Source organism: Acinetobacter sichuanensis (assembly GCF_003024515.2).
In the GTDB taxonomy this organism is placed as follows: Bacteria; Pseudomonadota; Gammaproteobacteria; order Pseudomonadales; family Moraxellaceae; genus Acinetobacter; species Acinetobacter sichuanensis.
This window is the reverse complement of the sequence record NZ_PYIX02000015.1, coordinates 17,881-41,710: the sequence shown is the minus strand read 5'-3', so window position 1 is coordinate 41,710 and position 23,830 is coordinate 17,881. Positions and strand designations below refer to the sequence as shown.

Here is a 23,830-nt window from a genome sequence, read left to right as displayed (position 1 = left end):
ACAGGACAAATCATTCTTCTTAAATATAGGATGCCGATCTTATTAAGTTCAGCATCCATTTTTGTTTATTTTAAAATTTTTTCTAATTCTTCTGCGCTACGTACACCTGAAATCCGTGTTCCATCTTTTAGGAAAAATGTCGGTGTGCCTTCAACTTCAAGCGTTTTGCCTAAAGCTGCAATTTTTGTGACAGGAGAGGTACAGTTTTTACTTGCTACAGGTTGCTTTTTATCAATCGTATAGTCTAACCAAGCTTGATAAGGCTGTTTTGAGCACCAAATTTTATTTGAAATTTCAACTGCATTAGGGTGCAATGTTGCAATTGGATATAAGAAAAGATAGATCGTTACATTGTCAATTTTTTTCAGCTCTTGTTCTAATTTATGACAATATGGGCATTCAGGATCACTAAACAAATAAATGACACGCTCGCCTTTACCTTTGACTTGTTTAATGGCTTGATCTAGAGGCAGTTTGCTGACATCAATTTTACTTAAAACTTGCATACTTTCTTCAGTTAGATTTTTTTGTTCTTTTAAATCAATGAGATTTCCAACAAAAAAATATTTAGCTTCATCTGTTGTATAAACAATGCGCCCACCCATATAAACTTCATAAACATCCTTAACAGGCGAGTTTTTCACAGATTTAACAGGAATATCTGGAAAATTTTGCTTAAGATTTTTCTCTACAGTTTGAATATCAGCATGACTCATTGTCATGGTAAATAAGCTAAGGCTAAGCGCAGTAAACCACGTTTTCATGATCAATCTCGAAAAAATATTGGCTTGATATTGGCGTAATTATTTAAAAAAATATAGCCTATTCCTGTAATTATTTTAGTGTTCCAATATTATTAAAATTTATGCAAAATCATCTAAATAAGGTGGAATGACATCCTGTAGAAGTTCGATCAGTGCTTCATCCATATAGTGATAATCATCAGGGATCTCAAGCACGATGATTTTCTTATGTTGTAACTGTTTGGGAAACTTTTCTTTGATATTTTGCTTATGCTTTTGTTCCATGACAAAAATCAGTTCTGCCCATTCAATGTCTTTACTCGAAATTGTATGTTTGGCATGACGGCTCGTACCCGCAGAACGTGTAGAAACACCATAGCCCACAGAAAAGACTCGCTCAGCTGTCGGACTACGCCATTGGTTGCGACTACAAATAAAAAGAATATTCAATTGATAGAATTCCAGTATTCATATTGAGCATTGAGCCGTCTTTGTTGATTGGAAATTCGTGGATATTCAAAGCCTAATTGCATCGCTCTTTTTTGCTTAATTGGGCGCTGATAAAGAAGTTTGAAATTCTTTTCAGGTTTCCAAAATGTTGAACTATGCCTGCAATCACGCCCACGATATAAAAATTTGTTTTTACGTCGCCATGCTCGGTTACGTTTTAGATTGTGTGGCGGTGCTTTTGCTTGCTCTAAAACTAAATAGTGAGTATCCATTATTTTAAAACTCATGAGTTGATCGGGGTTCAGCAGCCGCGATAACACATGATGTGGCGATTTTATCGGCATCCTTTGCTTTAGACAAGATTGAAATAGATGAATGACCGCTTTTGTTGCATTTTCAAATAGGTTTTTGCTGTAGATTTTGGTTAAATTCCACTATTCAATTGAACTGTAGAGTAGAGCATGTTTATTAAAACCATTAAGCGCAATTATTTAAAAGTGCTTGAAGATGAAAGTATTGCAGATGCAGACAAAATTGATGCTTTATTGATGAAATTAGGCAGTGAATATTTGATCAGTAAAGAAGATCGGGTTTATATTTTTCAAAAAGACGATTTGACGGCAAAATTTGACGCAAAACATGCCCGTGCCTATCATTTTAAAGACTATGTTTGTAAAGATATGAATAAGCTGTTTCATGGTTTTTAAGACATGAATATTTACTTTAACTGAGTTAAATCATTGAGTTGAGCGGTAAAGTAAGCTTTGCGGCTCACTGATTTTAAGTTGAGATATGACACACTGATGTAGACACATGCTATGAAATTGTAAACCTGATGATTAAAACAATTTAAGCCTATATAAAACAATAACATATCCTATTTTTAGTTTTTAAAAATAGTCTTGTGATCTGTTGTTTATTCAGTTTATATTATAAAAATTCATATTGAATCAGATGAATGCAATAATGATAAAAACACGGTCAATATTACTCATCAGCTTAATGTGTTCAACAAGCATTTTCGCTGAACAACCCAAATTGGTTCCACATCCAATTCACCTGAAAAATGGTCAGCAATTTTCCTTAAATTTACCTGCAAATTACGAGATTATTCCTGCGGCAGAAGGCTTAAAGCGTGTACGTTTTTTTGCCAAAGCACCCGATGGCAGAATGTTTGTCACGGATATGCATGATTTGACTGATAATAACAAAGGCGTGATTTATATCTTGGATGAATGGAATGCTGAAACAGGCAAGTTTGGCAAAATCACGCCTTATATGATTGGTTTAAAAAATCCAAATTCAGTTCAGTTTTATACAGATGCAAATGGGCAAGATTGGATCTATATTGCAGAAACCCATCAACTTACCCGTCGAAAATTTACGCAAGGTGAAACAAAACCTTCGGCTAAGGCTGAAGTTCTGGCGACTTTTCCTGATTATGGCTTAAGTTATAAATATGGTGGTTGGCACCTGACACGAACGATTGCAGTTGGTGGCAATGGTAAAATTTATGTTTCAGTCGGTTCAAGTTGCAATGCCTGTGTAGAGAAAGAAAAAGTTCGGGCAACTGTTTTAGAAATGAATCCTGATGGCTCGGAACAACGGATTTATGCTCAAGGTTTACGCAATGCTGTGGGTTTGAAATGGATTGGCAAGTTTTTATTTGCCACCAATCAAGGCTCAGATCATTTAGGTAAAAATAAACCTGATGAAACTTTTTATGCACTGAAACGTGATGTCGATTATGGTTGGCCGTCTTGTTATTCATCGGGTGGAAAAGTTTTTGCAGATCCAAAGTTTAAGCGTGCCTCAGGCTGTAAAAATGTGCCATCGCCTTATGCTTATTTCCCACCACATTCTTCTGCCTTAGGTTTTGATTATTTTGATGATCCAAATACGGACGACACGATTAAAAATGCTTTTTTAGTCGCTTTACACGGTTCAACCGATGCAAAGATTGGTCATGGTTATAAAATTGCGATGATGCGTAAAGGGCAAAAGCTCGAAACCTTTATGGATGGTTTTTTAGTGGGTAAAAAAGTAAATGGTCGACCTGCGGATATTTACCGTATAGATGCAAATTCATTTTATTTTTCCGATGATCGGGGTGGCGTGGTTTATTACGTAAGACAGAAGTAGATATTTCAGCTATTCCTGCAAACTTTTTATACTAAAATTATGGATGAACTTTGTTTTGGTCATCAGTAAGGCATGGAAACTGATCTACTTCAACACCTTCAAGCACACACAAATGAGTTTCCAAGTAATTAATACCATTAATTGTGACTAACTTAGGATGTGAACTTGGAAGGGCTGCTTCAATTAAATCAATTTTATCATCCATACCGACAAGGTAACCTAGCTGATCACCATGAGGAATCCCATTTTTGTATGGCTCAATCATTGATAAATAATTATTTTTATATGTGGTTTTGCGTGTATGGTTTTTATCTATTATTTCAACAAAAGCACTTTTCAAATTTTTAATTTGTCCCCCAATTAAATAAAAATCAGTTTCTTCTGAAAATAATGCAGTATTTCCAATATCATCTTTGTAATTCATTTGTAAGGTGATTATTGGATTGCTAAATTCTTTCTTTTCTTCGTTTTGAGATGATTCGATTTTTAATTGAGTAATAAGCTTTGTGAAAGATTTTGCAGTTCCTATTAATGCTCCATCCTTTATGTTTCCACTACTCAGTGTGATGTTGTGGATCTTAGAGATAACTCTAGTTTGATTAGGGCTATTTTTTAAATATTGGTCAAGTAGGCTGTCATATTCTATTCGAAGTTTTACTTCGCCCATAATTTTTCCATTTACACATTCAACTTTCATAGGAATGATTCGAACATTACTGTTTGTTATTGTTGTTTCATCTTGTGAGGTATTATCTGATTTTTTTTGAGTATTTAGTTCATTTTCTATTACTAATGGTTTGCTCAACAATAGATTGGCAAGTTTGTATTGTTCATTCCTAGATATTCGGCATGACCATTCCTGCTCTGTTTTTAATGGTGAAAAAAAATCTTCTTTATATAAATCATTACGATCGCTAAGATATAAATTTAGAAATTTTTGTTGAATCGGATCAGATAATTCAGGGTAGTCAAAGGCAAAAGTTACTGATGAAATGATAGATACCATAATAGTTATACCAATTCTTTTCATGGATTATCCTTGTTATTTTATTTAAAATTATTAAATGAATAAAAGCCACAAATAATTTTATTTGTGGCTTTTCAGAAGTTTACTGTGGTCTAGCCACATCACCACTTAAACTTTCAGGCAAGTCTAAAACGGTCACTTCAAGCTCTTCCAAAGCCTCAGGGCGAGCAACTACAAGTGCAATAAAACCACCTTCAAACGCTGTGCTATTGACCAATTGAACGCCTTTATTCAGTTGTTCGCCTTGCGCAGGAACTGCCCCCGAACCTTGAATTACATGTAACCACGCTTTCGGTTTTGCCTTAAACCAAAGACGCGCAATCACTTCCTGACCCAAGTAGCAACCCTTGTCATAATTGACACCACCACGTTGATGTAAACGTAATTCCTGAGGTTGAAAAACACCTTCAATAGCTTGATTGATATAAGCCTGACCAGTTTGAATCGCAGCAATTTCCCATGCAGCAACATCTGTTTCAACGTCAGAAAAGTCAGTTGTTGTGCCATTTACTGTTGGAAAAACGTGTCCAATTTGTTCAAGTTTCATCTTGGAAAATGCGCCATATTTTTTAATATGTTTGGCAAATTCCTCAGCCTGATCCTGAGTCGTCACAATTTCAAAATGTTCAGGATTGATTTTTTTTAGCCATAAACCAAAGTGAATACGACCTTTCAAATCACAAATGGCAGTGTACTGTGATACATTTTCAGCCAAAGCTTCAGCATTGACCGTGACCTGACCTTGCAGGAATTTAAGGGCATCGACACCAATCAAGGTGAAAGAGGAGAACGCTAAATTGCTCATGAATGACTCGCTCATCTTAAATCTAATACTAAAGAATTATCTTTATTTTCCGCTATTTTTATAAAAAATGCACATTTAAGAAAAATAATTCAATCAAGTTGTTACTAAATGTTTCTAAAACCCCTATTTTTATATCTAAGCTTATGAAATATAAACGATTTGGGAAATGGGTTTTCAGCAGTGTACTATGCCAATCATTAGAACGCAGTAAATAATGATGCAAGAGGCACAAATTAAATGAATAACAACTACCGTAAACCCCTGCAAGGTACCCAGCTCGAATACTTCGATGTGCGTCAAGCCGTAGAAGACATCCAGCAAGGCGCATATGCAAAACTTCCATACACCTCAAAAGTGTTGGCTGAACAGCTTGTTCGTCGTTGTGACCCAGCCATTCTCGAACAGTCTTTAAAAGAACTGATCAACCGTAAACAAGACCACGATTTCCCTTGGTACCCTGCACGTGTGGTGTGCCATGACATTCTCGGACAAACTGCATTGGTTGACCTTGCAGGTCTGCGTGATGCGATTGCAGAACAGGGCGGTGACCCATCTAAAGTCAACCCAGTTGTTCCAACTCAGCTCATCGTTGACCATTCATTGGCAGTAGAGTTTGGTGGTTTTGACCCTGATGCATTTGAGAAAAACCGTGCGATTGAAGACCGTCGTAACGAAGACCGTTTTCACTTCATCGAATGGACAAAAACAGCTTTTGAAAATGTCGATGTCATCCCTGCGGGTAACGGTATCATGCACCAAATCAACTTGGAGAAAATGTCTCCAGTGATTCAAAACCGTGATGGTTTGGCATTCCCTGATACTTGTGTGGGTACAGATTCACATACACCACATACTGATGCATTGGGTGTAATCTCAATCGGCGTCGGTGGTTTAGAAGCTGAAAACGTAATGCTTGGTCGTGCATCTTGGATGCGTCTTCCAGACATTATCGGTGTTGAGTTTGTCGGTCAGCGTCAAGCAGGCATTACAGCAACAGATATCGTTTTAGCATTGACTGAATTCTTGCGTAAAGAGCGTGTAGTTGGTGCATATTTAGAATTCTTTGGTGAAGGTGCAGACAGCATGTCAGTGGGTGATCGTGCGACGATTTCTAACATGACACCTGAATATGGCGCAACTGCGGCAATGTTCTACATCGACCAGAATACCATTGATTATTTAACGTTGACAGGTCGTGAAGCTGAGCAAGTTCAACTTGTAGAAACTTATGCCAAAGAAATTGGTCTTTGGGCTTCTGATATGAAGCAAGCGGAATATCCTCGTGTGCTTCACTTCGATCTTTCAACTGTAACCCGTAACATTGCAGGTCCATCAAACCCACATGCACGTGTATCAACGGCTGATTTGAAAGCCAAAGGTATTGCAGGTAACTTAGAAGCAGCGCGTGCGCAAGAAGCTGAAGGTTTAATGCCAGATGGTGCAATCATCATTGCCGCGATTACCTCTTGTACCAATACTTCTAACCCACGTAATACAGTTGCAGCAGGCTTGTTGGCACGTAAGGCAAATGAACTCGGTTTAGTACGCAAACCGTGGGTGAAATCATCTTTTGCACCAGGTTCTAAAGCAGCAGCATTATACCTTGAAGAAGCAGGTGTGTTGGGTGATTTAGAAAAATTAGGTTTTGGCATCGTGGCGTATGCATGTACAACGTGTAACGGCATGTCAGGTGCGTTAGATCCAGTGATTCAACAAGAAATCATTGACCGTGATTTGTACGCCACTGCGGTACTTTCGGGTAACCGTAACTTTGATGGTCGTATCCATCCTTATGCAAAACAAGCGTTCTTGGCTTCGCCTCCTTTGGTAGTGGCGTATGCGATTGCAGGGACGATTCGTTTTGACATCGAAACAGATTCTTTAGGCAATGACAAAGACGGTAATCCAGTTTATCTGAAAGATATTTGGCCGTCAGATGCTGAAATTGATGCTTTGGTGAAAGTTGCAGTTAAACCTGAACAATTCAAGAAAATCTACATCCCAATGTTTGATTTGGGTGTCAATGAAAAAGCAGCTAGCCCGTTATATGACTGGCGTCCACAAAGTACGTATATCCGCCGTCCGCCATATTGGGAAGGCGCGCTTGCTGCACCTCGTACTTTGGCAAATATGCGTCCACTTGCGATCTTGGGCGATAACATCACCACCGACCATTTATCTCCATCGAATGCGATTGTACTCGACAGTGCTTCAGGTGAATACTTGAAGAAAATGGGCGTGCCTGAGGAAGACTTTAACTCTTATGCAACGCACCGTGGCGATCACTTGACCACGCAACGTGCAACCTTTGCCAATCCTAAGCTATTCAATGAAATGGTGGTTCGTTCTGACGGTACGATCAAGCAGGGTTCTAAGGCGCGTGTTGAGCCTGAGGGCGAAGTGATGCGTATGTGGGAAGCGATTGAAACTTATATGAATCGTAAGCAACCTTTGATCATTATTGCAGGTAAGGATTATGGTCAAGGTTCCAGCCGTGACTGGGCGGCAAAAGGTGTGCGTCTTGCGGGTGTGGAAGTGATTGTGGCGGAAGGTTTTGAGCGTATTCACCGTACTAACCTTGTGGGTATGGGCGTGTTACCGCTTGAGTTTAAGTCGGGTACAGATCGTAAGACCTTGAAGTTGGATGGTACTGAGTTGTATAGCGTGATTGGTAATATTGCGCCTCGTTCTGACCTGACTTTGGTGATTGAGCGTTCTACCGATGATGGTAAGAATGAAGTGCTTCAGATTCCTGTTACGTGTCGTTTGGATACGGAAGAAGAAGTGCATGTGTATGAAGCGGGTGGTGTGTTACAACGCTTTGCACAGGATTTCTTGGAAGGGAATGTGGCTTAAGATTTTAAGCTGAAATAATTGATTTTGTTGTATAAAGACCCTACATTTATGTGGGGTTTTTTTATTGGATTGATGGCTTTTTTAACAGAGATAGTTTGAAAGATAGTTACACTCTAAAATATTCTAATAAGAAATTTGTATCTCATCAAAACAGACAGGGTGTTTTTGATGATTGAATAACTGTAAAAATACGTAATTATAAAGGAGTCGCATAAATGGCAAAACGTCCTGTATTTATTCCTAATACTGTTGGTTCTACTCTTGTAGAAACTAAAATGGTGGATTCTCAGTATCACTCTGGTTTTGCTGTTGTGCAAAAACAGAAATCTATAGCTTCTTTACATGAAGCAATTAGAAATACCCAAAATATCACTCAAATTTTAGAAATTTCTAGCAAGTCAGAATTAGCGTTAGGAGTGGCACTTAGCGCTTTTAATTTAATGATGTTGGATAAAAAGACGAATCAAAAATTTAGTGTTGAGTGCGCATTTCAAAGCAGTAAGATTTTTGAAAATGGCGGACCATTTCTAGATCTTTTAAACGTGACTTCACGAGAAGCCAAAAAGGATGAGAGATTAAAAACATCAGGGCAGTTAAAAAAATTTAATTTTTATGGCATGGATTGGACTTTAGAGCCTTTAACAGCATTTTATGATTGGTTATACATTAATGCTTTGAATTTCAATTCTGAATATCATGAGGAATTATTGAAATATGAGGCATTTACAGACATCGAATTTAATCCTGAAAAGTCAATAAACTGTCAGGCTTATTCAATTGCAATGTTTGTATCTTTATCTAAAAGAAACTTATTAGGTAAAATCCGAGATCCTAAAGAATTTTTAAAATTCTACAGTGATTTTCAAATAAGTAATGCTTATATGAATACACGAAATAGTTCAGGTACAGGCTCACTTTTTTAATAAATAAACATAGGATTTAAGCTGTAAACCCATGCCCAAAAAATCCCCCGAACAAAAAGCTGAAGAAGAACGCCGCTATATAGCGGCAAGTAGCGCTTCCAATACAGCAGAACTCGAACCCTTTCTCACTGACCCAAATCAGGCAATCCGAGTAGTTGCCGCCATGAATCCCGACGCAGATGCAGAAATCCTTGACCGCTTTGCAAATGACAAATTTTGGGGCGTACGCATAGAAGTGGTGAGTCATCCCAATGTCAGTGAAGCAACATTACGCAGACTATTCGAACCCAAAGTCAGCAAACGAGGTGTTGTGCATCACGCTGCACACAAAAAACTGCTCGAACGAGGCGTTGAGTTTGGTGAAGACGGTATGCCATACGAAATTAATCATTAGAGTAAATAAAAGCTGATGAATAGAAAATCCGATTTGTTTTTGGAAATTTAAAAGAAGAACATATAAATTTATGTGATAAAAGTTTTTAAATGGAATAAAAATGATAAAAAATACCAATATAAGCATTTCTTGCAAAAATGATATCATCATTTATCAAAATAGACAGTAGACAAAGCGAAAAAAAAGAGGCTATACTTTGTTCACCATTTCTAATACCTATGGAGAACAAAAATGGTTATGGCTGGTCAAAAACCTGGAACAGGCTTCTATTTTTGTGTCAACTGCGGACACCGCACCTACTTAGAAATTGGTACAGATCGTCTACCACCGTGTACCAAATGCCTTGGCAATCAATTCAACAACAAGAATGCCTAAGCAGCACAAACAAAACAGTTACTCTCTGTTTTAGAAAAAGCCCTATCACCCCATAGGGCTTTTTTGTTACCGTATAAAAAAATATAAACACAATAAGGTAGGGCACAACATGGAAACCATCCTGAGCTTATGTATCGGTATTGGACTCAGTGCCGCTTGTGGTTTTCGTGTATTTGTACCGCTATTGGTCATGAGTATTGCCTCACTCATGGGATGGTTTGAACCCATGAAGGGTTTTGAGTGGTTGGCAATGCCATCAGTCTGTATTGGTTTAACTGTTGCAACACTCTGTGAAATCGGGGCGTACTATATCCCTTGGGTAGATAACATATTAGATACGATAGCAACGCCTGTGGCACTCATTGCAGGAACATTAACGACTATGGCAGTCAGTACAGGGGAAATGTCGCAATTTACCAGTTGGGCAGCCGCAATTATTGTCGGTGGAGGAACTGCGAGCGCAGTACAATTAACTACAGTCGCTGTTCGTGGTATTTCTACAGCAACCACAGGTGGAATTGCTAATCCAATTATTTCAACAGGAGAATGGCTAGGCGCTATTGTCGTTTCGATACTGTCTTTAATTGCACCTATTTTGGTGGTATTGCTGGTCATTATGTTGATGTTTGTTGTGATTCGATGGATTCGTAAAAAAAGACAGGAAAAGTTGAATAAAATTGCACCATACTAAAATTTTAAAATAAAAATGATAAAAAGACATTTTGTATTTATTTTTGATTGTTTTTAAATAAAAACTAATAAATATTTCGCTTAAATGTGATTTATTTCACGATTTTTTGTCTGAAATTCAAGGGATTAGCGCTAGATTCTGTTAAAATAATGCCGCTTATCAGGAAAAAGAAAAATGAAAACATTTGATTTAGTGATCCACTCCCCTAAAAACCTACAAGAAGGTGGAGATGAGATTTTAGAAAAATTAGCTGCAATTAATGCATTGATTAAATTTGACAGTATTCATTGGCAACAACAAAGAGTGCGTCAGCTACAATTTAATGGTGATAATGCGAGCTTTACATTGACTGACCTTGAAACACATTACAGTCTTAGATTTACTTTAAATGCTTTTTCTGCATCTGAGCATTTAGAGTTTAAAATGGAAAGTGATATTCCTGTGATTATGCCGCAAAAGGATGTTTTTGGTTTAATTACCCGTAAAACCAAAGATTATATTGGTTTTAAGAGAATTGATTTTTCAACTACACGCCAATATCTCTTATTCTTTTTAAATGGTGAAAATGAAACTTTAGCGCAGCATTATAAAAACAGTAAAATTAAAGCTCCAAGAGAAATATAAAACAAAGTGATGATGTAGAGAAAATTTCTCCTAAATGCTCTTTTTATGCGGTAAAAAATACGATATTTTTGTCGAAATGGAAAAAAATATGTTTTAAATGCATTTTTGTGAAAAATATTTTTAAAATTACTCGAAATCAACCAATCTTAGGAAATTAATCCCGTAAGGCTTTGGCTATTATAAGTCTCAAGGGTGTGATGGGATCGAAAAGAGTAGCTTGCTGCCAGTTGCGTACAACGTGAGTGTAGTACAAATCCAAAAGATCTCGATTCGGCTTAGGACGCTATAGACCAAAAGTTTATAGGCAATAGGGTTAGAACTTACAAAGTTTTAATAGTTGAAGTAAACCATACGATGTTTTCCCAAATACCCTCAAAATTTTCTAGTGATAAAAATAATAAATAAAAACGTTAAAAGTTTCATGAAATATCTCTTTTATCTAAATTTCCCTTAAATCATACTTCACAATTTAGCGACAAATTTTGTCGTTTAGCTGCTTTTTCCCGTTGAATTATTAAAATGAAAAATATACATTTATTGAGGAAATTAAATTTAAAATGAAAAATAACGCAAGGAATTTTTATGTTGCTGACCATTCAGCTTGATCAAATACAACAGATCATTCCTGATACAAATTCAGAAAAAGCTGCTAAAAAATTGGCTAAAGTCAATGATTGGAATAATAAAGGTGCTTCTACAGATCAATGGATCTGGGCAGAAATTAAAGGGAGTGCGATTTATCAAAGTGCCATTTTTTTACCACAACTAAAATGTGAATGTAGTTGTCCAAGTTTTAAACGTCCTTGTAAGCATGCACTTGCTTTACTGATGGTGTATCAAGAGCATCCCGCCGAGTTTCAAATTCAGGAAGATGAAACACAATTTCCTGAACGGGTCACAAAATGGCGTGACAAACTCACGCAAAGTACCGAGAAAAAAGCTGAAAAAGCCAATAAACCTGTTGATGAAGCAGCACGTGCTAAGCGTCAAGAATCACGTGATAAAAAAATTGACCAAGCCATTGATGCTTTGCAACTGTGGCTTAAAGATGTGGTCAATTTAGGCTTAGGTGAAGTGCATTCACAAAATGGACGACAATTTTTTCATGAAATTACCAGTCGTTTGGTAGATGGTCAGGCTGCGGGAATCAATATTTGGATTGATGAATTTTCAAGTGCGTTGTATCAGCCAAATTGGCAACAACAAAGTGCTTTTTGGCTTGCGCGTTTGTATCTGATTGCTGAACTATGGCAAAAAAGAGAACAACTTTCTCTAGATTTACAGCAAGAATTACGTCAGTTGATGGGCATTAACCTTGCTAGTGATTTTTGGTTAACCCAAAGCACAGAAGAGCTACAGTTAAGTGTACTTGCTTCTCGTACACAAGCATTACAACAGTCCAAAGGGAATTTTCGTCGTCAATGGTTATGGGACGAGAAAACATGTACAGATTATTTAATTTTAGATTTTGATATTGCACCGCATACACGTTATGGCTTAACCCTACCAAGTCAGCATCATTTTAAACTCAAAGCACAGCGTTATCCTGGGGTAGAACAACAACGTTTGAAACTTGCAGAGCAAGTCACACTCAACGATATTGACGCCATTAAAATTGAAAATAAACCGCCGCAAGGTTTTGTGTGTTTTGAAGATGCTTTAGCCAAACATGCAGAAAAACTCAGTCATAATCCGATGCATCTGACCAGTTTTTGGTGGATGAATCCTGTGCGTTTAAGTCAAAAAGATGAGCGTTATTATCTGATTGATTCGACACATCATATGATGCCAATTTCACTCAGTACTGATCAATTTACTGCGTTATGGATGATGGTGAGTAATCAACCTTTTTATGCAGGTTTAGAGTGGAATGGTTTAGAACTGCAACTCATCAGTATTTGGCAAGGAGCACATTACCAATGTCTATAAGCTCACCTTTAGAACAATTTACCAAGCAACTTGAACTTAAACTCACCCTTGGGCAGCATTATCAACAAGCGATTCATGTACCTGCGCCCATTTCTGAGTTTGTCAGTGATGAACAGGATTTATTGGGTTTAAATTTGCAATGGACACTTTTTCAAGTGTCTGCACAACAAGCTTATCCTTGTTCAGAGCAACAACTTGCTCACTTAGCCGATGATGAAACGCCATTTACACCCAGTAAACGGGGTATGAATAGTCTAATTAAAAGTATTGTTCAGCTTAATCAATATAATTTTCAATATGATAAGTCTGCTTGGGTGAATTATCTATTGCATCTCATTCGTTTGCAGAAACAGGCTATTGCGCCACATTTGGTCTTAGATGTACTGAATGTCGCCAATAATGATTTGCTATTAGCGGCAACATTGCCTGAACGAAGCTATAAATTGCAAGATTTGCGTCAGGATAATCGCTTAAAAGTGGCTAAAATTTTACATCAGACATTGATTTTACAACAACCCATTGATGAAGAAGATGCAAAATTTGCCAGTTTAAGTAAAGGTCCTGCTGAGCGTTTACTTCAAAACCTTGCACTTGAACATGCTGATTTTATTCATCAAAATTTTGAAGCTTTATGGAAACGTATTGATAAAGAACAGCGTAAAGACTGGATTGAAAATACACCATTTTCATTCTTTGCCCCGCATATTGCATATTTAACTGCATTGCATCAAAAGAAACCTGAACAAGCTTTAGGGCAAGGTTTACACTATTTATTTTTGCATGATTCTGAACATACTTATACGCAAAAAATACTGCAATTACTGGAAAATGTCATTGAATTTGATGCTAAAAATCGTTGTATGATCGTGCGAATGAGCATTGAATTGGATGAACAATTACAACAACTCAATATCATTGATTACACTGCAAATGGCAATGAACGTAAAATCATTAAAGAGCTGAATATTGAAGAAAATTTAATAAAATTCTCACAATCAAGTAAAGCTGAAGACTATTTATATTTTATTTTAAAAGCGATGCCTTTGTCTTATTGGCAACAGATTTTCCCAACATGGGAGAGTTTACTGAAGCTGAAATATAAAAATCAGCGAAATCACATTTTAGATGCATTTTGTTTCCGCTGTTTTCATGAACAACGTGCCGATTTAGCACAATGGTTCTATGAAAATTATCAAGAAGAACTCGAAAGCATCCGTTTTGCTTCCAATATGCAATATCTGTATCCGCTACTGAGCACTGAAAAACGTGATCATTTGATCGTGCAGCATTTACGCCAAGCCCGTAAACGTCATGAACCTGATTTTTTATTGGATGTTTGGAAACGCTTACCATTGCCTGCGTCAGAGATTGGTATTTTATCCAAAGAACTGACTGAGCGTTTATTGGCGGAAATCTATCTACAGGAAGAGCAGGAATATGCCTATTTATTGCATCCATTGTATGAATGGCTTGTGGTCTATGGCTATCCAACTGAAATTAGCCCATTAAAAGATTTAGATTCTAGTCGTTTTGATATTTTAAATAGCATTGCCAAACAAAAAATGGCATTGCTTCCGTAACAAAAAATCATTTTAATTTTCGATAAAAAGGACACTGACATGAGTCAAGTTTTACGTGCCAAAGCAGAACAACAATATGCCCATGAGTTGGCAGCTTTAAAAGAACACGATAAAAAACAACGCCCTGCACAATGGGAGTTATCACCAAATGCTGTAGTTGATTATTTAATGGGGACTACACTGCCTGATGGTACTGAAATTTCAGCAAAATATATTGGTAATCGTCGTTTGATGGAAATTGCGGTGGCGACATTAGCCACAGACCGCGCACTTTTATTATTGGGTGTACCAGGAACAGCAAAATCTTGGGTCTCTGAGCATTTAGCAGCAGCCATCAGTGGTAACAGTACTTTGCTCATTCAAGGAACAGCAGGCACCAGTGAAGATACTTTGCGTTATAGCTGGAACTATGCGCAACTACTTGCTAAAGGTCCAACTGAAGAAGCTTTAGTACAAAGTCCTATGCTACGTGCGATGCGTACAGGAAAAATTGCCCGTATTGAAGAGTTGACCCGTATTCCTGCTGATGTACAGGATACTTTGATTACATTGTTATCTGAAAAAAATCTACCTGTACCTGAGTTAGGCATTGAATATCAAGCGGTACAAGGTTTTAGTGTGATTGCGACTGCCAACAACCGTGATAAAGGCGTCAATGAACTTTCATCTGCACTTAAGCGTCGTTTTAATACCGTGATTTTACCACCACCTGCCACTATTGCAGAAGAAATTGAAATTGTGCAACAACGTGTTGCCTCACTTGGTCGTAGCTTATCTTTACCTGAAATTCAACCACTCGATCAACACATTAAAACCCTTGTGACCATTTTCCGTGAATTACGTGAAGGTAAAACAGTAGATGGTAAACAAAAACTGAAAAGTACCACAGGGACATTATCAACCGCCGAAGCGATTTCAGTGATGAGCCATAGTTGGGCAATGTCAGGGCATTTTGGTGATGGCAGTTTAAATGCCCATGATCTAGTTGCAGGTTTACAAGGTGCGATTGTCAAAGACCCTGTGCAAGATGTGGTGCCTTGGAAAGAATATGTCGAAACTGTCATTAAACAACGTGAAGGTTGGAATGAAATTTACCAAGCTTGCCGAGATTTAGAATAATTACAGTCAAAGGATTTGCCCATGCATTATATTTTAGGGGTACGTCATCATGGTCCTGGCTCTGCTCGAAGTGTTTTAAATGCACTAGAGCAGTTGCAACCTGACTGTATTCTCATTGAAGGACCACCTGATGCGAATGATCGTATTGCACAGCTCAGCCATGCTGAAATTGAGCCACCGATTGCATTACTCATCAACACACCTGTACAAAAAGATGAACGACCACGTGCGGTATTTTATCCTTTTGCAGAATTTTCACCTGAATGGCAAGCATTACAATTTGCTTTAAAATATCAAATCCATACTGAATTTATGGATTTGGCATGTCAGCATCGTTTTGCACTGGAAAAACAAGCTGAGGAGGCACGACAAGCCCTTGAAGCTGAACAACAGATAGATTCAGAAGAAGAAAAATCTGAAGAATCTGTAGATGAACATGTTGATGAAACGCTTACTGATGCTGCTTCTGATGAATCAGCTTCTGAGAATGAAAGCACTGATGAAGATGAAGAAGATGCGTTTGAAATCTCAGATGAAGAACGCAAATTTCTGCAATATCGTCATGATCCCATCGCACTTTTAGCCCATCAAGCAGGTTATCAGGACAGCGAGCGTTTTTGGGAACACTTGGTTGAACAGCAACCCCATGCGGGTGATATGTTTCAGTCTATCAATGAAGCAATGGCTGAAATTCGCGATTATTTAAACAGTTTAAATCCGAATACTGAACTTGATGATGATCAGTTGATAGAACAATACCGTGAAGCGTCTATGCGAAAAATCATTCGCCAAGCACAGAAGCAGGGCTTTGAACGTATCGTGGTGATTTGTGGTGCATGGCATGCGCCTGTTTTAGTGGATTTAAAAACAAGCTTAAAAGATGACAATCAACTGCTCAAAGGCTTGCCAAAAACCAAGATTGAATCGGCATGGATTGCATGGACACATGGACGTTTACATCGTCACAGTGGTTATGGTGCAGGTATTCAAGCGGTGGGTTGGTATGCACATTTATGGAAGCATTATCAGCAAGCCCTTGAAGGTAAAGTCGATGCTGAAAAAATTAGTATTGATTGGCTCAGTCAGTTTGCTAATGCTTTGCGTGAGGCAGGACATGATGCCTCAAGTGCGCAAATTATTGATGCAACGCAACTGATTCAGTCTTTATTGCAGTTGCGTGAGCGCCGTATTCCTGATCTTGATGATTTAACAGAAGCAATTCGCAGTGTGCTGCATCATGGTTATGATTTGCCTGAGCCGATCATGAATCAGATGCTATTGGCAGAAAAACTGGGGCATTTACCTGAAGACTATTCAGAATTGCCAATACAACAAGACTTTTTAAAACAATGTAAGTCGTTGCGTTTAAAGCTTGAAGCAGTACATCGTGGGGTTGAACTGGACTTACGTCAGCCTTTTGATTTAAGTAAAAGTCAGTTTTTTCATCGGGTAAATTTGCTTGGTTTGGCATGGGCAGAATTACAAAATTACTCATCAGGTCGAGGAAATTATAAAGAAAACTGGCAATTGTCATGGCAACCTGAAAGCAGTTTATACCTCAATGAAATGTCACTTTGGGGCTATACCATTGCTGATGCAGCCGCAAGTTATATTCAAGATAAAATTGAGCATAGTGATGATCTATCAACCGTTGCTAAATATATTGAGCAAATATTGCTGGCAGGTTTAGACCGTAGTTTGCCTGTGGCTTTACAGCGTTTACAGTCCCTTTCGACTTTGCATCAAGATCCTGATGTATTGCTTGCGACTTTAACACCTTTGGTCACAGCTTTGCGTTATGGTAGCGTCCGTCAATTTTCTGAGCATGAATTATTTCAAATTATTCAACAGCTCAGCATACGTTTAATGTTGTCATTACCACAGTATTGTCAGTCCATTAATGATGATATGGCAAAACAAACCGCACAGCAGTTAAATAGCCTTTATTTGTTGTTGCAACGGTTAGACAATGCAACGCTCAATCAGTATTGGCAAGACTTAATACTCAAACTATTGCAACAAACCTATATGAATGGTTATTTGCATGGCTCTGTTACCAAGTTAGCAAAACAGCAGCAATTACTTGATTTAGATGAAATAGAACATTATTTATCACAAGCTTTATCGGTTGGGCAAACCGTTGATTATAGTGCAGGTTGGTTCGAAGGCTTTATCAGTGATCAAGCGTTATTATTGTTACATGAAGATAATTTATGGAACTTGGTGAATGCATGGTTAGGCGATTTACCCGAAGAACAATTTATCAATATTCTGCCTATTTTACGTCGTTCAACCAGTGATTTTAGTCCAAGTGAATCTGCGAAAATTGCAGAAAAAGCAGCATCAGGGGTGACAGTACATATTGCGCAATTGCCTCATCAATTTAATCTTGAGCGTGGTTATAACACTTTATTGAGTTTAAGAAATTTACTTCATCCTCAACCTGTATGTGTAGATGGCGCTGAAAAAGCTGATTTAAAAGAGGGTTCTGATGTCACAAACTAATCAAAATACCCAAGAACAAGAACGACGTTGGCGCTTAATTTTAGGTCAACGTCCTGAGCAGTCATCACCTGAGTATTGGTCGAGTGATGATGAAAATATGTTCCAGTGTTTAGATGTGTTATATAACACGCAACAGCAACAACGTGGTGGTTTAGGGCGTTCTAGTCCACGTATTGCCAAATGGCTGGGCGATATTCGTCAGTATTTCCCAAGTTCTGTGGTGCAAATCATTCAAAAAGATGCGCTTGAACGTTTGAACTTGCAACAAATGTTGCTAGAGCCTGAATTGTTAGAAAATATCGAAGTTGATATTCATTTGGTTTCGACTTTGATTGGCTTAAATCACTTGATGCCTGATCAAACCAAAGAAACTGCCCGTATTGTGGTACGTAAATTAGTTGAGGAAATTGAACGACGTTTAAAACAAAGTTTAGAGCAAGCCATTCAAGGTTCAGTCAATCGTTCAGCCCATACGCGCCGTCCAAAACGTATTCAAGATATTAATTGGCATCGCACCATTCAAGCCAACTTAAAACATTGGCAAGAAGAATACAAAACCATTATTCCTGAACAACTGCATGGGCATCCACGCCAGCGCAGTTCCTTAAAAGATATTGTACTGTGTGTTGACCAGAGCGGTTCAATGGCGCCTTCGGTGGTGTATTCGAGTATTTTTGCTGCGGTGATGGCAAGTATTCGGGCTGTGACCACACAAATGGTGGTGTTTGATACGCAAATTGTTGATTTAACACCATTGCTTGAAGACCCTGTTGATGTACTGTTTGGTACGCAACTGGGTGGCGGTACAGATATTGCCAAAGCGATTAAATATTGTCGAACAAAGATCACTCGTCCTGAAGAAACAATTTTTGTGTTGGTCACAGATTTATGTGAAGGTGGCAGTGAGCAACAGCTCTTTAAACAAGTGGCTGAGATGCTCAATAGTGGTGTCCAAATCGTAACTTTATTGGCACTGTCAGATGAGGGAGCACCTTATTATGACCGTGAAAATGCACAAAAGTTTGCGGCATTGGGTATTCCCACTTTTGCGTGTACACCCGATCAATTTCCTGAATTAATGGCAAAAGCCATTGAAAAGCAGGATATTAATGCTTGGTATGCAACACAACAACAAAAATAGGTAAATCAAGGCAGTAGCCACTGCCTTGATTTAAGAAATAGAGGATGCCGCATTATTTGCTTGCAATTAAAAGCTGCATCTTTTCAGATTGTTGTGTGGTTAAAACAGGCAGTAAAGATGGATTATTTGGATAAGCCACTCCATTAAAAGCTAATTGCACTGCACCCTGATTGCGAGATTGTACAACTAAGTTTTTCCAACCATGACTTTGTTGTTGACTGACATAAATAGGTGGACTTGTAACGGTGGTTTTATTTATTAATTTAAATTTCTGATTAGGTAAACCTTGATAAATCAATAAGGTACATCCACCAGAGCCGCACCAGTCTAAACCTTGTAGTAATACTACAGCATCAGGTTGATCATCTTGATTTAAATCATGAAAAGCTGATAAATATTGGGTTTGGTCTTGAGTGTATTGATATACGCTTTGTTGTAAGGCGTGTTGTGTGGAAGGATTAGTCTGTTTAGGCATTTGTTCTATTACTGTAGTACATCCTGCGAAGCATAAAATACATCCTAAATGTAGAAATTTCATATTTATTTAACCGTTTGAATCCCAATACTGAATCATTATATTGTACAAAGATTTATCATCATGAGTGATTTTATGCACTCATAACATAGTAACAGTGACAGTTTAAAAATAGAGTTGAGCTATTGGTGAAGATGAAAGTTAAATTTAAAATATTGATTTTTATAATATAAAGAAACAATGAAAAAGATGATGAAAACCTATCAATTTTTAATGTTATTTCTTCTATCTTTTTGCTTAAACGCTTGTGGTGATTTTACTCATTTTCAACAACATGCTGATGAGCAATTTGGAGACCAACATTTTAAAACAGCAATTGCTTTAATTGAATTACATAAAGTACGATTTGGTGAATATCCAGCGTCTTTGGACGACCTAAAGTATACAGGGGATTGGGATTTACTCGCTTTAAATTCGGTCAGTTATCACAAAGTAGAAAATGGTTATCACTTAGATATTCTTAAAGGTTGGGTGGGACAGCCAAAACTTAATTATCCCCAAGAATTTTGGCAAGGTATTGGCTTAAAACAGAGTAATGCAAAGTAAAAAATAAAAACCAGAGATTGATAAATCACACCATAATTTTTTTGTAGATAAGACTATAATTTAAATCTCAGAAAAAGCTGATAAACTTTAAGTTTATGTATTTAATGTGAATATTGAGAGTCTAAAGATGAAAAAACTTGAGAAAATTCTTTCAATAAATACTTTGGCTCGACGTGTGATCATTCTCTTGATGATTTTAATCTGGGGATGGATTGATATTGCAACAGGATATGAATATTCCTTTGCTGTATTTTATTTAATTCCTGTGTCGATTGCTGCATGGTTCGATAATAAAAGAGTGACGATTTTTACCATTATTGCAGCAGGAATTACATGGTTATATGCAGACTTTGTCTCAGGTCATCATTATTCAAATATTATTATTCCTTATTGGAATGCTGTAGTACGTTTAGGATTTTTTAGTGTTGTTGCATTTTTAGTGATGAAAGTTCGTGAAAACTTGGCAGCAATGACCTTAATGGCAATGAAAGATAGCTTAACCTTACTCAATAATGCGCGAGCTTTTGGTTTGCAATATCATGAATTAAGATTATATAAAAATAAATCAGGGTACAAAATAGCGATTGCTTTGATTGATTTAGATGGTTTTAAAGCAGTCAATGACCAATATGGGCATAGTAAAGGCGACGATATTTTAGTTGAATTTGCAGAAATTTTAAAATCTGTTGCGAGACCTGACGATGTGGTTGCTCGTTTAGGTGGCGATGAATTTGTAATGATTTTAAAAGACATTCATCAAAAAAGTGCGGAAATTTTTGAACAAAAACTACGAACAGCATTTTTGACCAGTACATTAAAACAGCGCTATGGTGTAGATTTTAGTATGGGAATTCGTATTTTCGAGCAATTGCCTGAAAATTTAGATGTCGCAACGCATCAAGCAGATCAATTAATGTACCAATCTAAAGCACAAGGTAAGTCTCAAACTGTTATTTGTATGGCATAAAATTAAGTATTTAAAAGAGTATGTTAATTTTTTACTGGCGATTTAGATCTGTAAAACTTAAAATCTGCGCAGTTTTTTTGATTTTCTTGATATGCCTTTAGACCAAACATTTGTATATATGCCTCCCCAAGAGCCACTTTCAATTATTTATGAAGATGCAGACTTGGTCGTGATTGATAAACCCGCAGAGTTATTGTCTGTTCCGGGGCGCTTACCTGAACATCATGATAGTGCTTATTTCCGTGTATTAGAACATTATCCTCATGCCAAAATTACCCATCGTTTAGATATGGCGACTTCGGGTATTTTAATGTTTGCTAAACATAGAGATGCGGAAGTTGCGATCAGTAAAATGTTTCAGGCACGTACTGTTAAGAAAAATTATATTGCTTTGGTACAGGGAAAATTAGAAGGTGAGGGCAGTGTAGATGTTCCTCTTATTACAGACTGGGAAAATCGTCCTCGTCAAATGGTGCATTTTGAGCTAGGTAAATCTGCCCAAACATTGTATCAAGCTTTAAACTATGACGAGCAGCAAGATATTACTCGGGTTTTACTTACACCGATTACAGGGCGTTCACATCAATTAAGAGTACATATGATGTATATTGGACACCCGATTACAGGAGATAAAATTTATCATCCTGATCCTGAAAAAAGCCCTTTAAAGCGTATGGCTTTGCATGCGAGTTATTTAGAGTTTATACAACCTTTAAATGGTGAAAAAGTTATCATTCAGGGAGATGTACCTTTTTAAAATTCATTTGAATTTTCATTATTTTTTTTATAAATCTCACTCTTTATAACATTGGAAAATAATAAAATGATACAGCCTGCAATCGCTCAAATAATTTTAATTCTATTGTTAGTTTTATCATGGGGTGGAATCATTTTTTGGTTGGTTTATATCACCATTAAAGGTTTGTCACCCTATGAAGTTACAAAGGAAAATCGAAGATTTATACTGTTTATCTTTCTAATGATGAGTGCAATTCTCATGATTTATGATTTTACTCCCGCAGATGCTACAGATTTAGAAAAAATTAATCGGTATTTAGAACAGGCAAAACAAGAGCATAACCAAGATTTATTATTGACTATTCAACAAATCAAAATGCAACCACAAATCAGTATTAAAGATCGGAAATATATAGAAAAGTTAATTGAAAAAGGTATTTAATCTAAAATATAAATGATAGGGTAAAAGAGACTGCGTGTAGGAAACAATTTCTTTAAATTTATTTGATCATTTCATATTCAGTAAAGATTTAATCGCCAAATTGCAATAAAACTCAGTTAATCTACGAGAACAAAAATGGCAAAGATAATAAGGAAGCCCCAATGACACGCGATTTTGAACAATTCCCTGATGATGATAACGGCAATTTATTGTGGCAAATGCAAGAAGATGGTGATGATTTAAACGAAATACATGAAATTGAATTTTCACTATATTTTAAAACACAAGAATTAGCAGAAAAGTGTGCTATTCATCTATTGCTTGAAGAACAAAAAATTTCAATGTATTTAGATGAAGAGATTGAACCTAATGAGTGGGTGATCACTGTTTTTGTAAACCTATTACCTGATTATTCAGATATTGTTGATCTAGAAGAATGGTTTAGTAAAATCGCTGAACAATTTTCGGGTGAATATGATGGTTGGGGTTGTAGTACTTATATCTTTGATGATGAAGAATATGAGGAAATTGAATTGGGTGAAATGAAGTAATTTTCACATGATTTAAATAAAAAAGCATATCTTCTACGATATGCTTTTTTTATAGGAATTTTTAAGTTTCCATACACGAAAGAAATACACAAGACTTTGTTAGCAGCAGTACACTGAAAGCAGAAAAACAACAAGGAAGGAAAGCCTAGTATGGGAAATGTGATTCAGCTTCATCGAGTATTTAGTGCGCCGCCAGAACGTGTATACCAAGCTTTTTTAGATCCTGATGCCCTCGTAAAATGGATGGCACCCCATGGTTTTACCGCTAAAATTCACTATCTTCATGCAGTAGAAGGTGGAGATTATAAAATTTCATTTAAAAATTTTTCGACAGGATCACAGCATACTTTTAGTGGGATTTATCATGAATTAATACCCAATGAACGCATTCGTTATAGCGATCAATTTGATGATTTACATTTACAAGGTCAAATTGAAATGCAGATTGAACTTAAATCTACAATGGTTGGGACTGAACTATTTATCACTCAATCAGGGATTCCTGAATTAATTCCTGTGGCTGCTTGCTACTTAGGATGGCAAGAATCTTTACAACTGTTATCTTTATTGGTCAATCCCAGTATTCCAGATCATTAGTACCCAGAATAGCAACTTGTAATGGTTGACTTAAAAATTGCATCATGATGGTGGATTTATAAAACCTTAAAATAAATATGGGATTGGTCTATAAATAGTGATAGATATAGGCTATAGTATATGTCATTTTTTCCTTTATTTTGAGGTTGT

25 protein-coding genes are annotated in these 23,830 nt (G+C 37.0%); 19 read left to right on the top strand and 6 right to left on the bottom strand.

What is annotated here, in order from left to right:
• Positions 1–65 precede the first annotated feature (65 nt).
• The 3 genes from C9E89_RS10550 to C9E89_RS10540 form a co-directional block, all read right to left on the bottom strand.
• Positions 66–764 (bottom strand): DsbC family protein, encoded by a 699-nt coding sequence (locus C9E89_RS10550; RefSeq protein ID WP_107008227.1) that lies wholly within the window; start codon positions 762–764, stop codon positions 66–68.
• Between the two features lie 99 nt (positions 765–863).
• Positions 864–1,193: a low molecular weight protein tyrosine phosphatase family protein gene (locus C9E89_RS10545; RefSeq protein WP_107008226.1), complete on the bottom strand. Its 330-nt coding sequence runs from the start codon at positions 1,191–1,193 to the stop codon at positions 864–866.
• Entirely contained in the window at positions 1,190–1,465 is a 276-nt protein-coding gene (locus C9E89_RS10540; protein WP_107008225.1) for a hypothetical protein, read from the bottom strand. The genes C9E89_RS10545 and C9E89_RS10540 overlap by 4 nt, the downstream gene beginning before the upstream one ends.
• Before the next feature lie 189 nt (positions 1,466–1,654).
• Between C9E89_RS10540 and C9E89_RS10535 the strand changes: the two genes are divergently transcribed.
• Positions 1,655–1,900 carry a hypothetical protein gene (locus C9E89_RS10535; protein ID WP_107008224.1) on the top strand — a complete coding sequence of 82 codons (246 nt, stop codon included), beginning with the start codon at positions 1,655–1,657 and terminating at the stop codon, positions 1,898–1,900.
• Positions 1,901–2,159: 259 nt separating this feature from the next.
• A complete protein-coding gene (locus tag C9E89_RS10530; protein WP_107008223.1) occupies positions 2,160–3,335 on the top strand; it encodes a PQQ-dependent sugar dehydrogenase in 1,176 nt (391 codons plus the stop codon).
• Positions 3,336–3,372: 37 nt separating this feature from the next.
• On the opposite strand, the gene C9E89_RS10525 is transcribed toward C9E89_RS10530, so the two are convergent.
• Positions 3,373–4,365, bottom strand: a complete 993-nt coding sequence (locus tag C9E89_RS10525) for a hypothetical protein (RefSeq protein WP_107008222.1) — start codon at positions 4,363–4,365, stop codon at positions 3,373–3,375.
• A gap of 79 nt (positions 4,366–4,444) precedes the next feature.
• Positions 4,445–5,167: a CAF17-like 4Fe-4S cluster assembly/insertion protein YgfZ gene (gene ygfZ / locus C9E89_RS10520; RefSeq protein WP_107008221.1), complete on the bottom strand. Its 723-nt coding sequence runs from the start codon at positions 5,165–5,167 to the stop codon at positions 4,445–4,447.
• 237 nt (positions 5,168–5,404) lie between these two features.
• On the opposite strand from ygfZ, the gene acnD reads away from it, so the two are divergent.
• From acnD to C9E89_RS10465, 11 genes are all read left to right on the top strand, one after another.
• Positions 5,405–8,023: a Fe/S-dependent 2-methylisocitrate dehydratase AcnD gene (gene acnD, locus C9E89_RS10515; protein ID WP_107008220.1), complete on the top strand. Its 2,619-nt coding sequence runs from the start codon at positions 5,405–5,407 to the stop codon at positions 8,021–8,023.
• Positions 8,024–8,238: 215 nt separating this feature from the next.
• On the top strand, positions 8,239–8,946 hold the full coding sequence (locus tag C9E89_RS10510; protein WP_107008219.1) for a DarT1-associated NADAR antitoxin family protein: 708 nt from the start codon (positions 8,239–8,241) through the stop codon (positions 8,944–8,946).
• A 163-nt stretch (positions 8,947–9,109) separates the two neighbouring features.
• On the top strand, positions 9,110–9,340 hold the full coding sequence (locus C9E89_RS23790; protein ID WP_228199018.1) for a hypothetical protein: 231 nt from the start codon (positions 9,110–9,112) through the stop codon (positions 9,338–9,340).
• Positions 9,341–9,571: 231 nt separating this feature from the next.
• Positions 9,572–9,715, top strand: a complete 144-nt coding sequence (locus C9E89_RS10500) for a zinc ribbon-containing protein (protein ID WP_107008217.1) — start codon at positions 9,572–9,574, stop codon at positions 9,713–9,715.
• A 109-nt stretch (positions 9,716–9,824) separates the two neighbouring features.
• Positions 9,825–10,406 (top strand): DUF4126 domain-containing protein, encoded by a 582-nt coding sequence (locus C9E89_RS10495; protein WP_107008216.1) that lies wholly within the window; start codon positions 9,825–9,827, stop codon positions 10,404–10,406.
• A gap of 174 nt (positions 10,407–10,580) precedes the next feature.
• The gene (locus tag C9E89_RS10490) at positions 10,581–11,030 is read left to right on the top strand and encodes a hypothetical protein (RefSeq protein WP_107008215.1); all 450 of its coding nucleotides are present in this window, start codon (positions 10,581–10,583) and stop codon (positions 11,028–11,030) included.
• 582 nt (positions 11,031–11,612) lie between these two features.
• Positions 11,613–12,959 (top strand): SWIM zinc finger family protein, encoded by a 1,347-nt coding sequence (locus C9E89_RS10485; protein WP_107008214.1) that lies wholly within the window; start codon positions 11,613–11,615, stop codon positions 12,957–12,959.
• Positions 12,950–14,539: a hypothetical protein gene (locus tag C9E89_RS10480; RefSeq protein ID WP_107008213.1), complete on the top strand. Its 1,590-nt coding sequence runs from the start codon at positions 12,950–12,952 to the stop codon at positions 14,537–14,539. The genes C9E89_RS10485 and C9E89_RS10480 overlap by 10 nt, the downstream gene beginning before the upstream one ends.
• Positions 14,540–14,578: 39 nt before the next feature.
• Positions 14,579–15,658 (top strand): ATP-binding protein, encoded by a 1,080-nt coding sequence (locus C9E89_RS10475; protein WP_107008212.1) that lies wholly within the window; start codon positions 14,579–14,581, stop codon positions 15,656–15,658.
• A gap of 21 nt (positions 15,659–15,679) precedes the next feature.
• Entirely contained in the window at positions 15,680–18,163 is a 2,484-nt protein-coding gene (locus C9E89_RS10470; protein ID WP_107008211.1) for a DUF5682 family protein, read from the top strand.
• Complete coding sequence (locus tag C9E89_RS10465; protein WP_107008210.1) at positions 18,150–19,304, top strand: VWA domain-containing protein; 1,155 nt, start codon at positions 18,150–18,152, stop codon at positions 19,302–19,304. The genes C9E89_RS10470 and C9E89_RS10465 overlap by 14 nt, the downstream gene beginning before the upstream one ends.
• A gap of 52 nt (positions 19,305–19,356) precedes the next feature.
• Here the strand turns inward: C9E89_RS10465 and C9E89_RS10460 are convergent, their stop codons facing one another.
• Positions 19,357–19,842, bottom strand: coding sequence for a hypothetical protein (locus tag C9E89_RS10460; RefSeq protein ID WP_147305719.1), 486 nt, complete (start codon positions 19,840–19,842; stop codon positions 19,357–19,359).
• Positions 19,843–20,031: 189 nt separating this feature from the next.
• Between C9E89_RS10460 and C9E89_RS10455 the strand changes: the two genes are divergently transcribed.
• The 6 genes from C9E89_RS10455 (at position 20,032) to C9E89_RS10430 (ending at position 23,680) form a co-directional block, all read left to right on the top strand.
• Entirely contained in the window at positions 20,032–20,385 is a 354-nt protein-coding gene (locus tag C9E89_RS10455) for a hypothetical protein (RefSeq protein ID WP_213069636.1), read from the top strand.
• Between the two features lie 127 nt (positions 20,386–20,512).
• A complete protein-coding gene (locus C9E89_RS10450; RefSeq protein ID WP_107008207.1) occupies positions 20,513–21,352 on the top strand; it encodes a GGDEF domain-containing protein in 840 nt (279 codons plus the stop codon).
• A gap of 91 nt (positions 21,353–21,443) precedes the next feature.
• Positions 21,444–22,109 carry an RluA family pseudouridine synthase gene (locus C9E89_RS10445; protein WP_107008206.1) on the top strand — a complete coding sequence of 222 codons (666 nt, stop codon included), beginning with the start codon at positions 21,444–21,446 and terminating at the stop codon, positions 22,107–22,109.
• Between the two features lie 66 nt (positions 22,110–22,175).
• Entirely contained in the window at positions 22,176–22,532 is a 357-nt protein-coding gene (locus C9E89_RS10440; RefSeq protein ID WP_107008205.1) for a hypothetical protein, read from the top strand.
• A gap of 161 nt (positions 22,533–22,693) precedes the next feature.
• Positions 22,694–23,083, top strand: coding sequence for a ribonuclease E inhibitor RraB (locus C9E89_RS10435; RefSeq protein WP_107008204.1), 390 nt, complete (start codon positions 22,694–22,696; stop codon positions 23,081–23,083).
• Between the two features lie 150 nt (positions 23,084–23,233).
• Positions 23,234–23,680 carry an SRPBCC domain-containing protein gene (locus C9E89_RS10430; protein ID WP_107008203.1) on the top strand — a complete coding sequence of 149 codons (447 nt, stop codon included), beginning with the start codon at positions 23,234–23,236 and terminating at the stop codon, positions 23,678–23,680.
• Positions 23,681–23,830: the final 150 nt, after the last annotated feature.

Bases quoted from the DNA above. Each gene is read 5' to 3' on its own strand.
- C9E89_RS10535 (WP_107008224.1), top strand. From the start codon at position 1,655: ATGTTTATTAAAACCATTAAGCGCAATTATTTAAAAGTGCTTGAAGAT.
- C9E89_RS23790 (WP_228199018.1), top strand. From the start codon at position 9,110: ATGAATCCCGACGCAGATGCAGAAATCCTTGACCGCTTTGCAAATGAC.
- C9E89_RS10495 (WP_107008216.1), top strand. From the start codon at position 9,825: ATGGAAACCATCCTGAGCTTATGTATCGGTATTGGACTCAGTGCCGCT.
- C9E89_RS10485 (WP_107008214.1), top strand. From the start codon at position 11,613: ATGTTGCTGACCATTCAGCTTGATCAAATACAACAGATCATTCCTGAT.
- C9E89_RS10430 (WP_107008203.1), top strand. From the start codon at position 23,234: ATGGGAAATGTGATTCAGCTTCATCGAGTATTTAGTGCGCCGCCAGAA.
- C9E89_RS10460 (WP_147305719.1), bottom strand. From the start codon at position 19,842: ATGAAATTTCTACATTTAGGATGTATTTTATGCTTCGCAGGATGTACT.
- C9E89_RS10435 (WP_107008204.1), top strand. From the start codon at position 22,694: ATGACACGCGATTTTGAACAATTCCCTGATGATGATAACGGCAATTTA.
- C9E89_RS10470 (WP_107008211.1), top strand. From the start codon at position 15,680: ATGCATTATATTTTAGGGGTACGTCATCATGGTCCTGGCTCTGCTCGA.
- ygfZ (WP_107008221.1), bottom strand. From the start codon at position 5,167: ATGAGCAATTTAGCGTTCTCCTCTTTCACCTTGATTGGTGTCGATGCC.
- C9E89_RS10540 (WP_107008225.1), bottom strand. From the start codon at position 1,465: ATGGATACTCACTATTTAGTTTTAGAGCAAGCAAAAGCACCGCCACAC.
- C9E89_RS10530 (WP_107008223.1), top strand. From the start codon at position 2,160: ATGATAAAAACACGGTCAATATTACTCATCAGCTTAATGTGTTCAACA.
- C9E89_RS10480 (WP_107008213.1), top strand. From the start codon at position 12,950: ATGTCTATAAGCTCACCTTTAGAACAATTTACCAAGCAACTTGAACTT.
- C9E89_RS10500 (WP_107008217.1), top strand. From the start codon at position 9,572: ATGGTTATGGCTGGTCAAAAACCTGGAACAGGCTTCTATTTTTGTGTC.
- C9E89_RS10550 (WP_107008227.1), bottom strand. From the start codon at position 764: ATGAAAACGTGGTTTACTGCGCTTAGCCTTAGCTTATTTACCATGACA.
- C9E89_RS10475 (WP_107008212.1), top strand. From the start codon at position 14,579: ATGAGTCAAGTTTTACGTGCCAAAGCAGAACAACAATATGCCCATGAG.
- C9E89_RS10465 (WP_107008210.1), top strand. From the start codon at position 18,150: ATGTCACAAACTAATCAAAATACCCAAGAACAAGAACGACGTTGGCGC.
- acnD (WP_107008220.1), top strand. From the start codon at position 5,405: ATGAATAACAACTACCGTAAACCCCTGCAAGGTACCCAGCTCGAATAC.
- C9E89_RS10490 (WP_107008215.1), top strand. From the start codon at position 10,581: ATGAAAACATTTGATTTAGTGATCCACTCCCCTAAAAACCTACAAGAA.
- C9E89_RS10525 (WP_107008222.1), bottom strand. From the start codon at position 4,365: ATGAAAAGAATTGGTATAACTATTATGGTATCTATCATTTCATCAGTA.
- C9E89_RS10510 (WP_107008219.1), top strand. From the start codon at position 8,239: ATGGCAAAACGTCCTGTATTTATTCCTAATACTGTTGGTTCTACTCTT.
- C9E89_RS10445 (WP_107008206.1), top strand. From the start codon at position 21,444: ATGCCTTTAGACCAAACATTTGTATATATGCCTCCCCAAGAGCCACTT.
- C9E89_RS10440 (WP_107008205.1), top strand. From the start codon at position 22,176: ATGATACAGCCTGCAATCGCTCAAATAATTTTAATTCTATTGTTAGTT.
- C9E89_RS10450 (WP_107008207.1), top strand. From the start codon at position 20,513: ATGAAAAAACTTGAGAAAATTCTTTCAATAAATACTTTGGCTCGACGT.
- C9E89_RS10455 (WP_213069636.1), top strand. From the start codon at position 20,032: ATGAAAACCTATCAATTTTTAATGTTATTTCTTCTATCTTTTTGCTTA.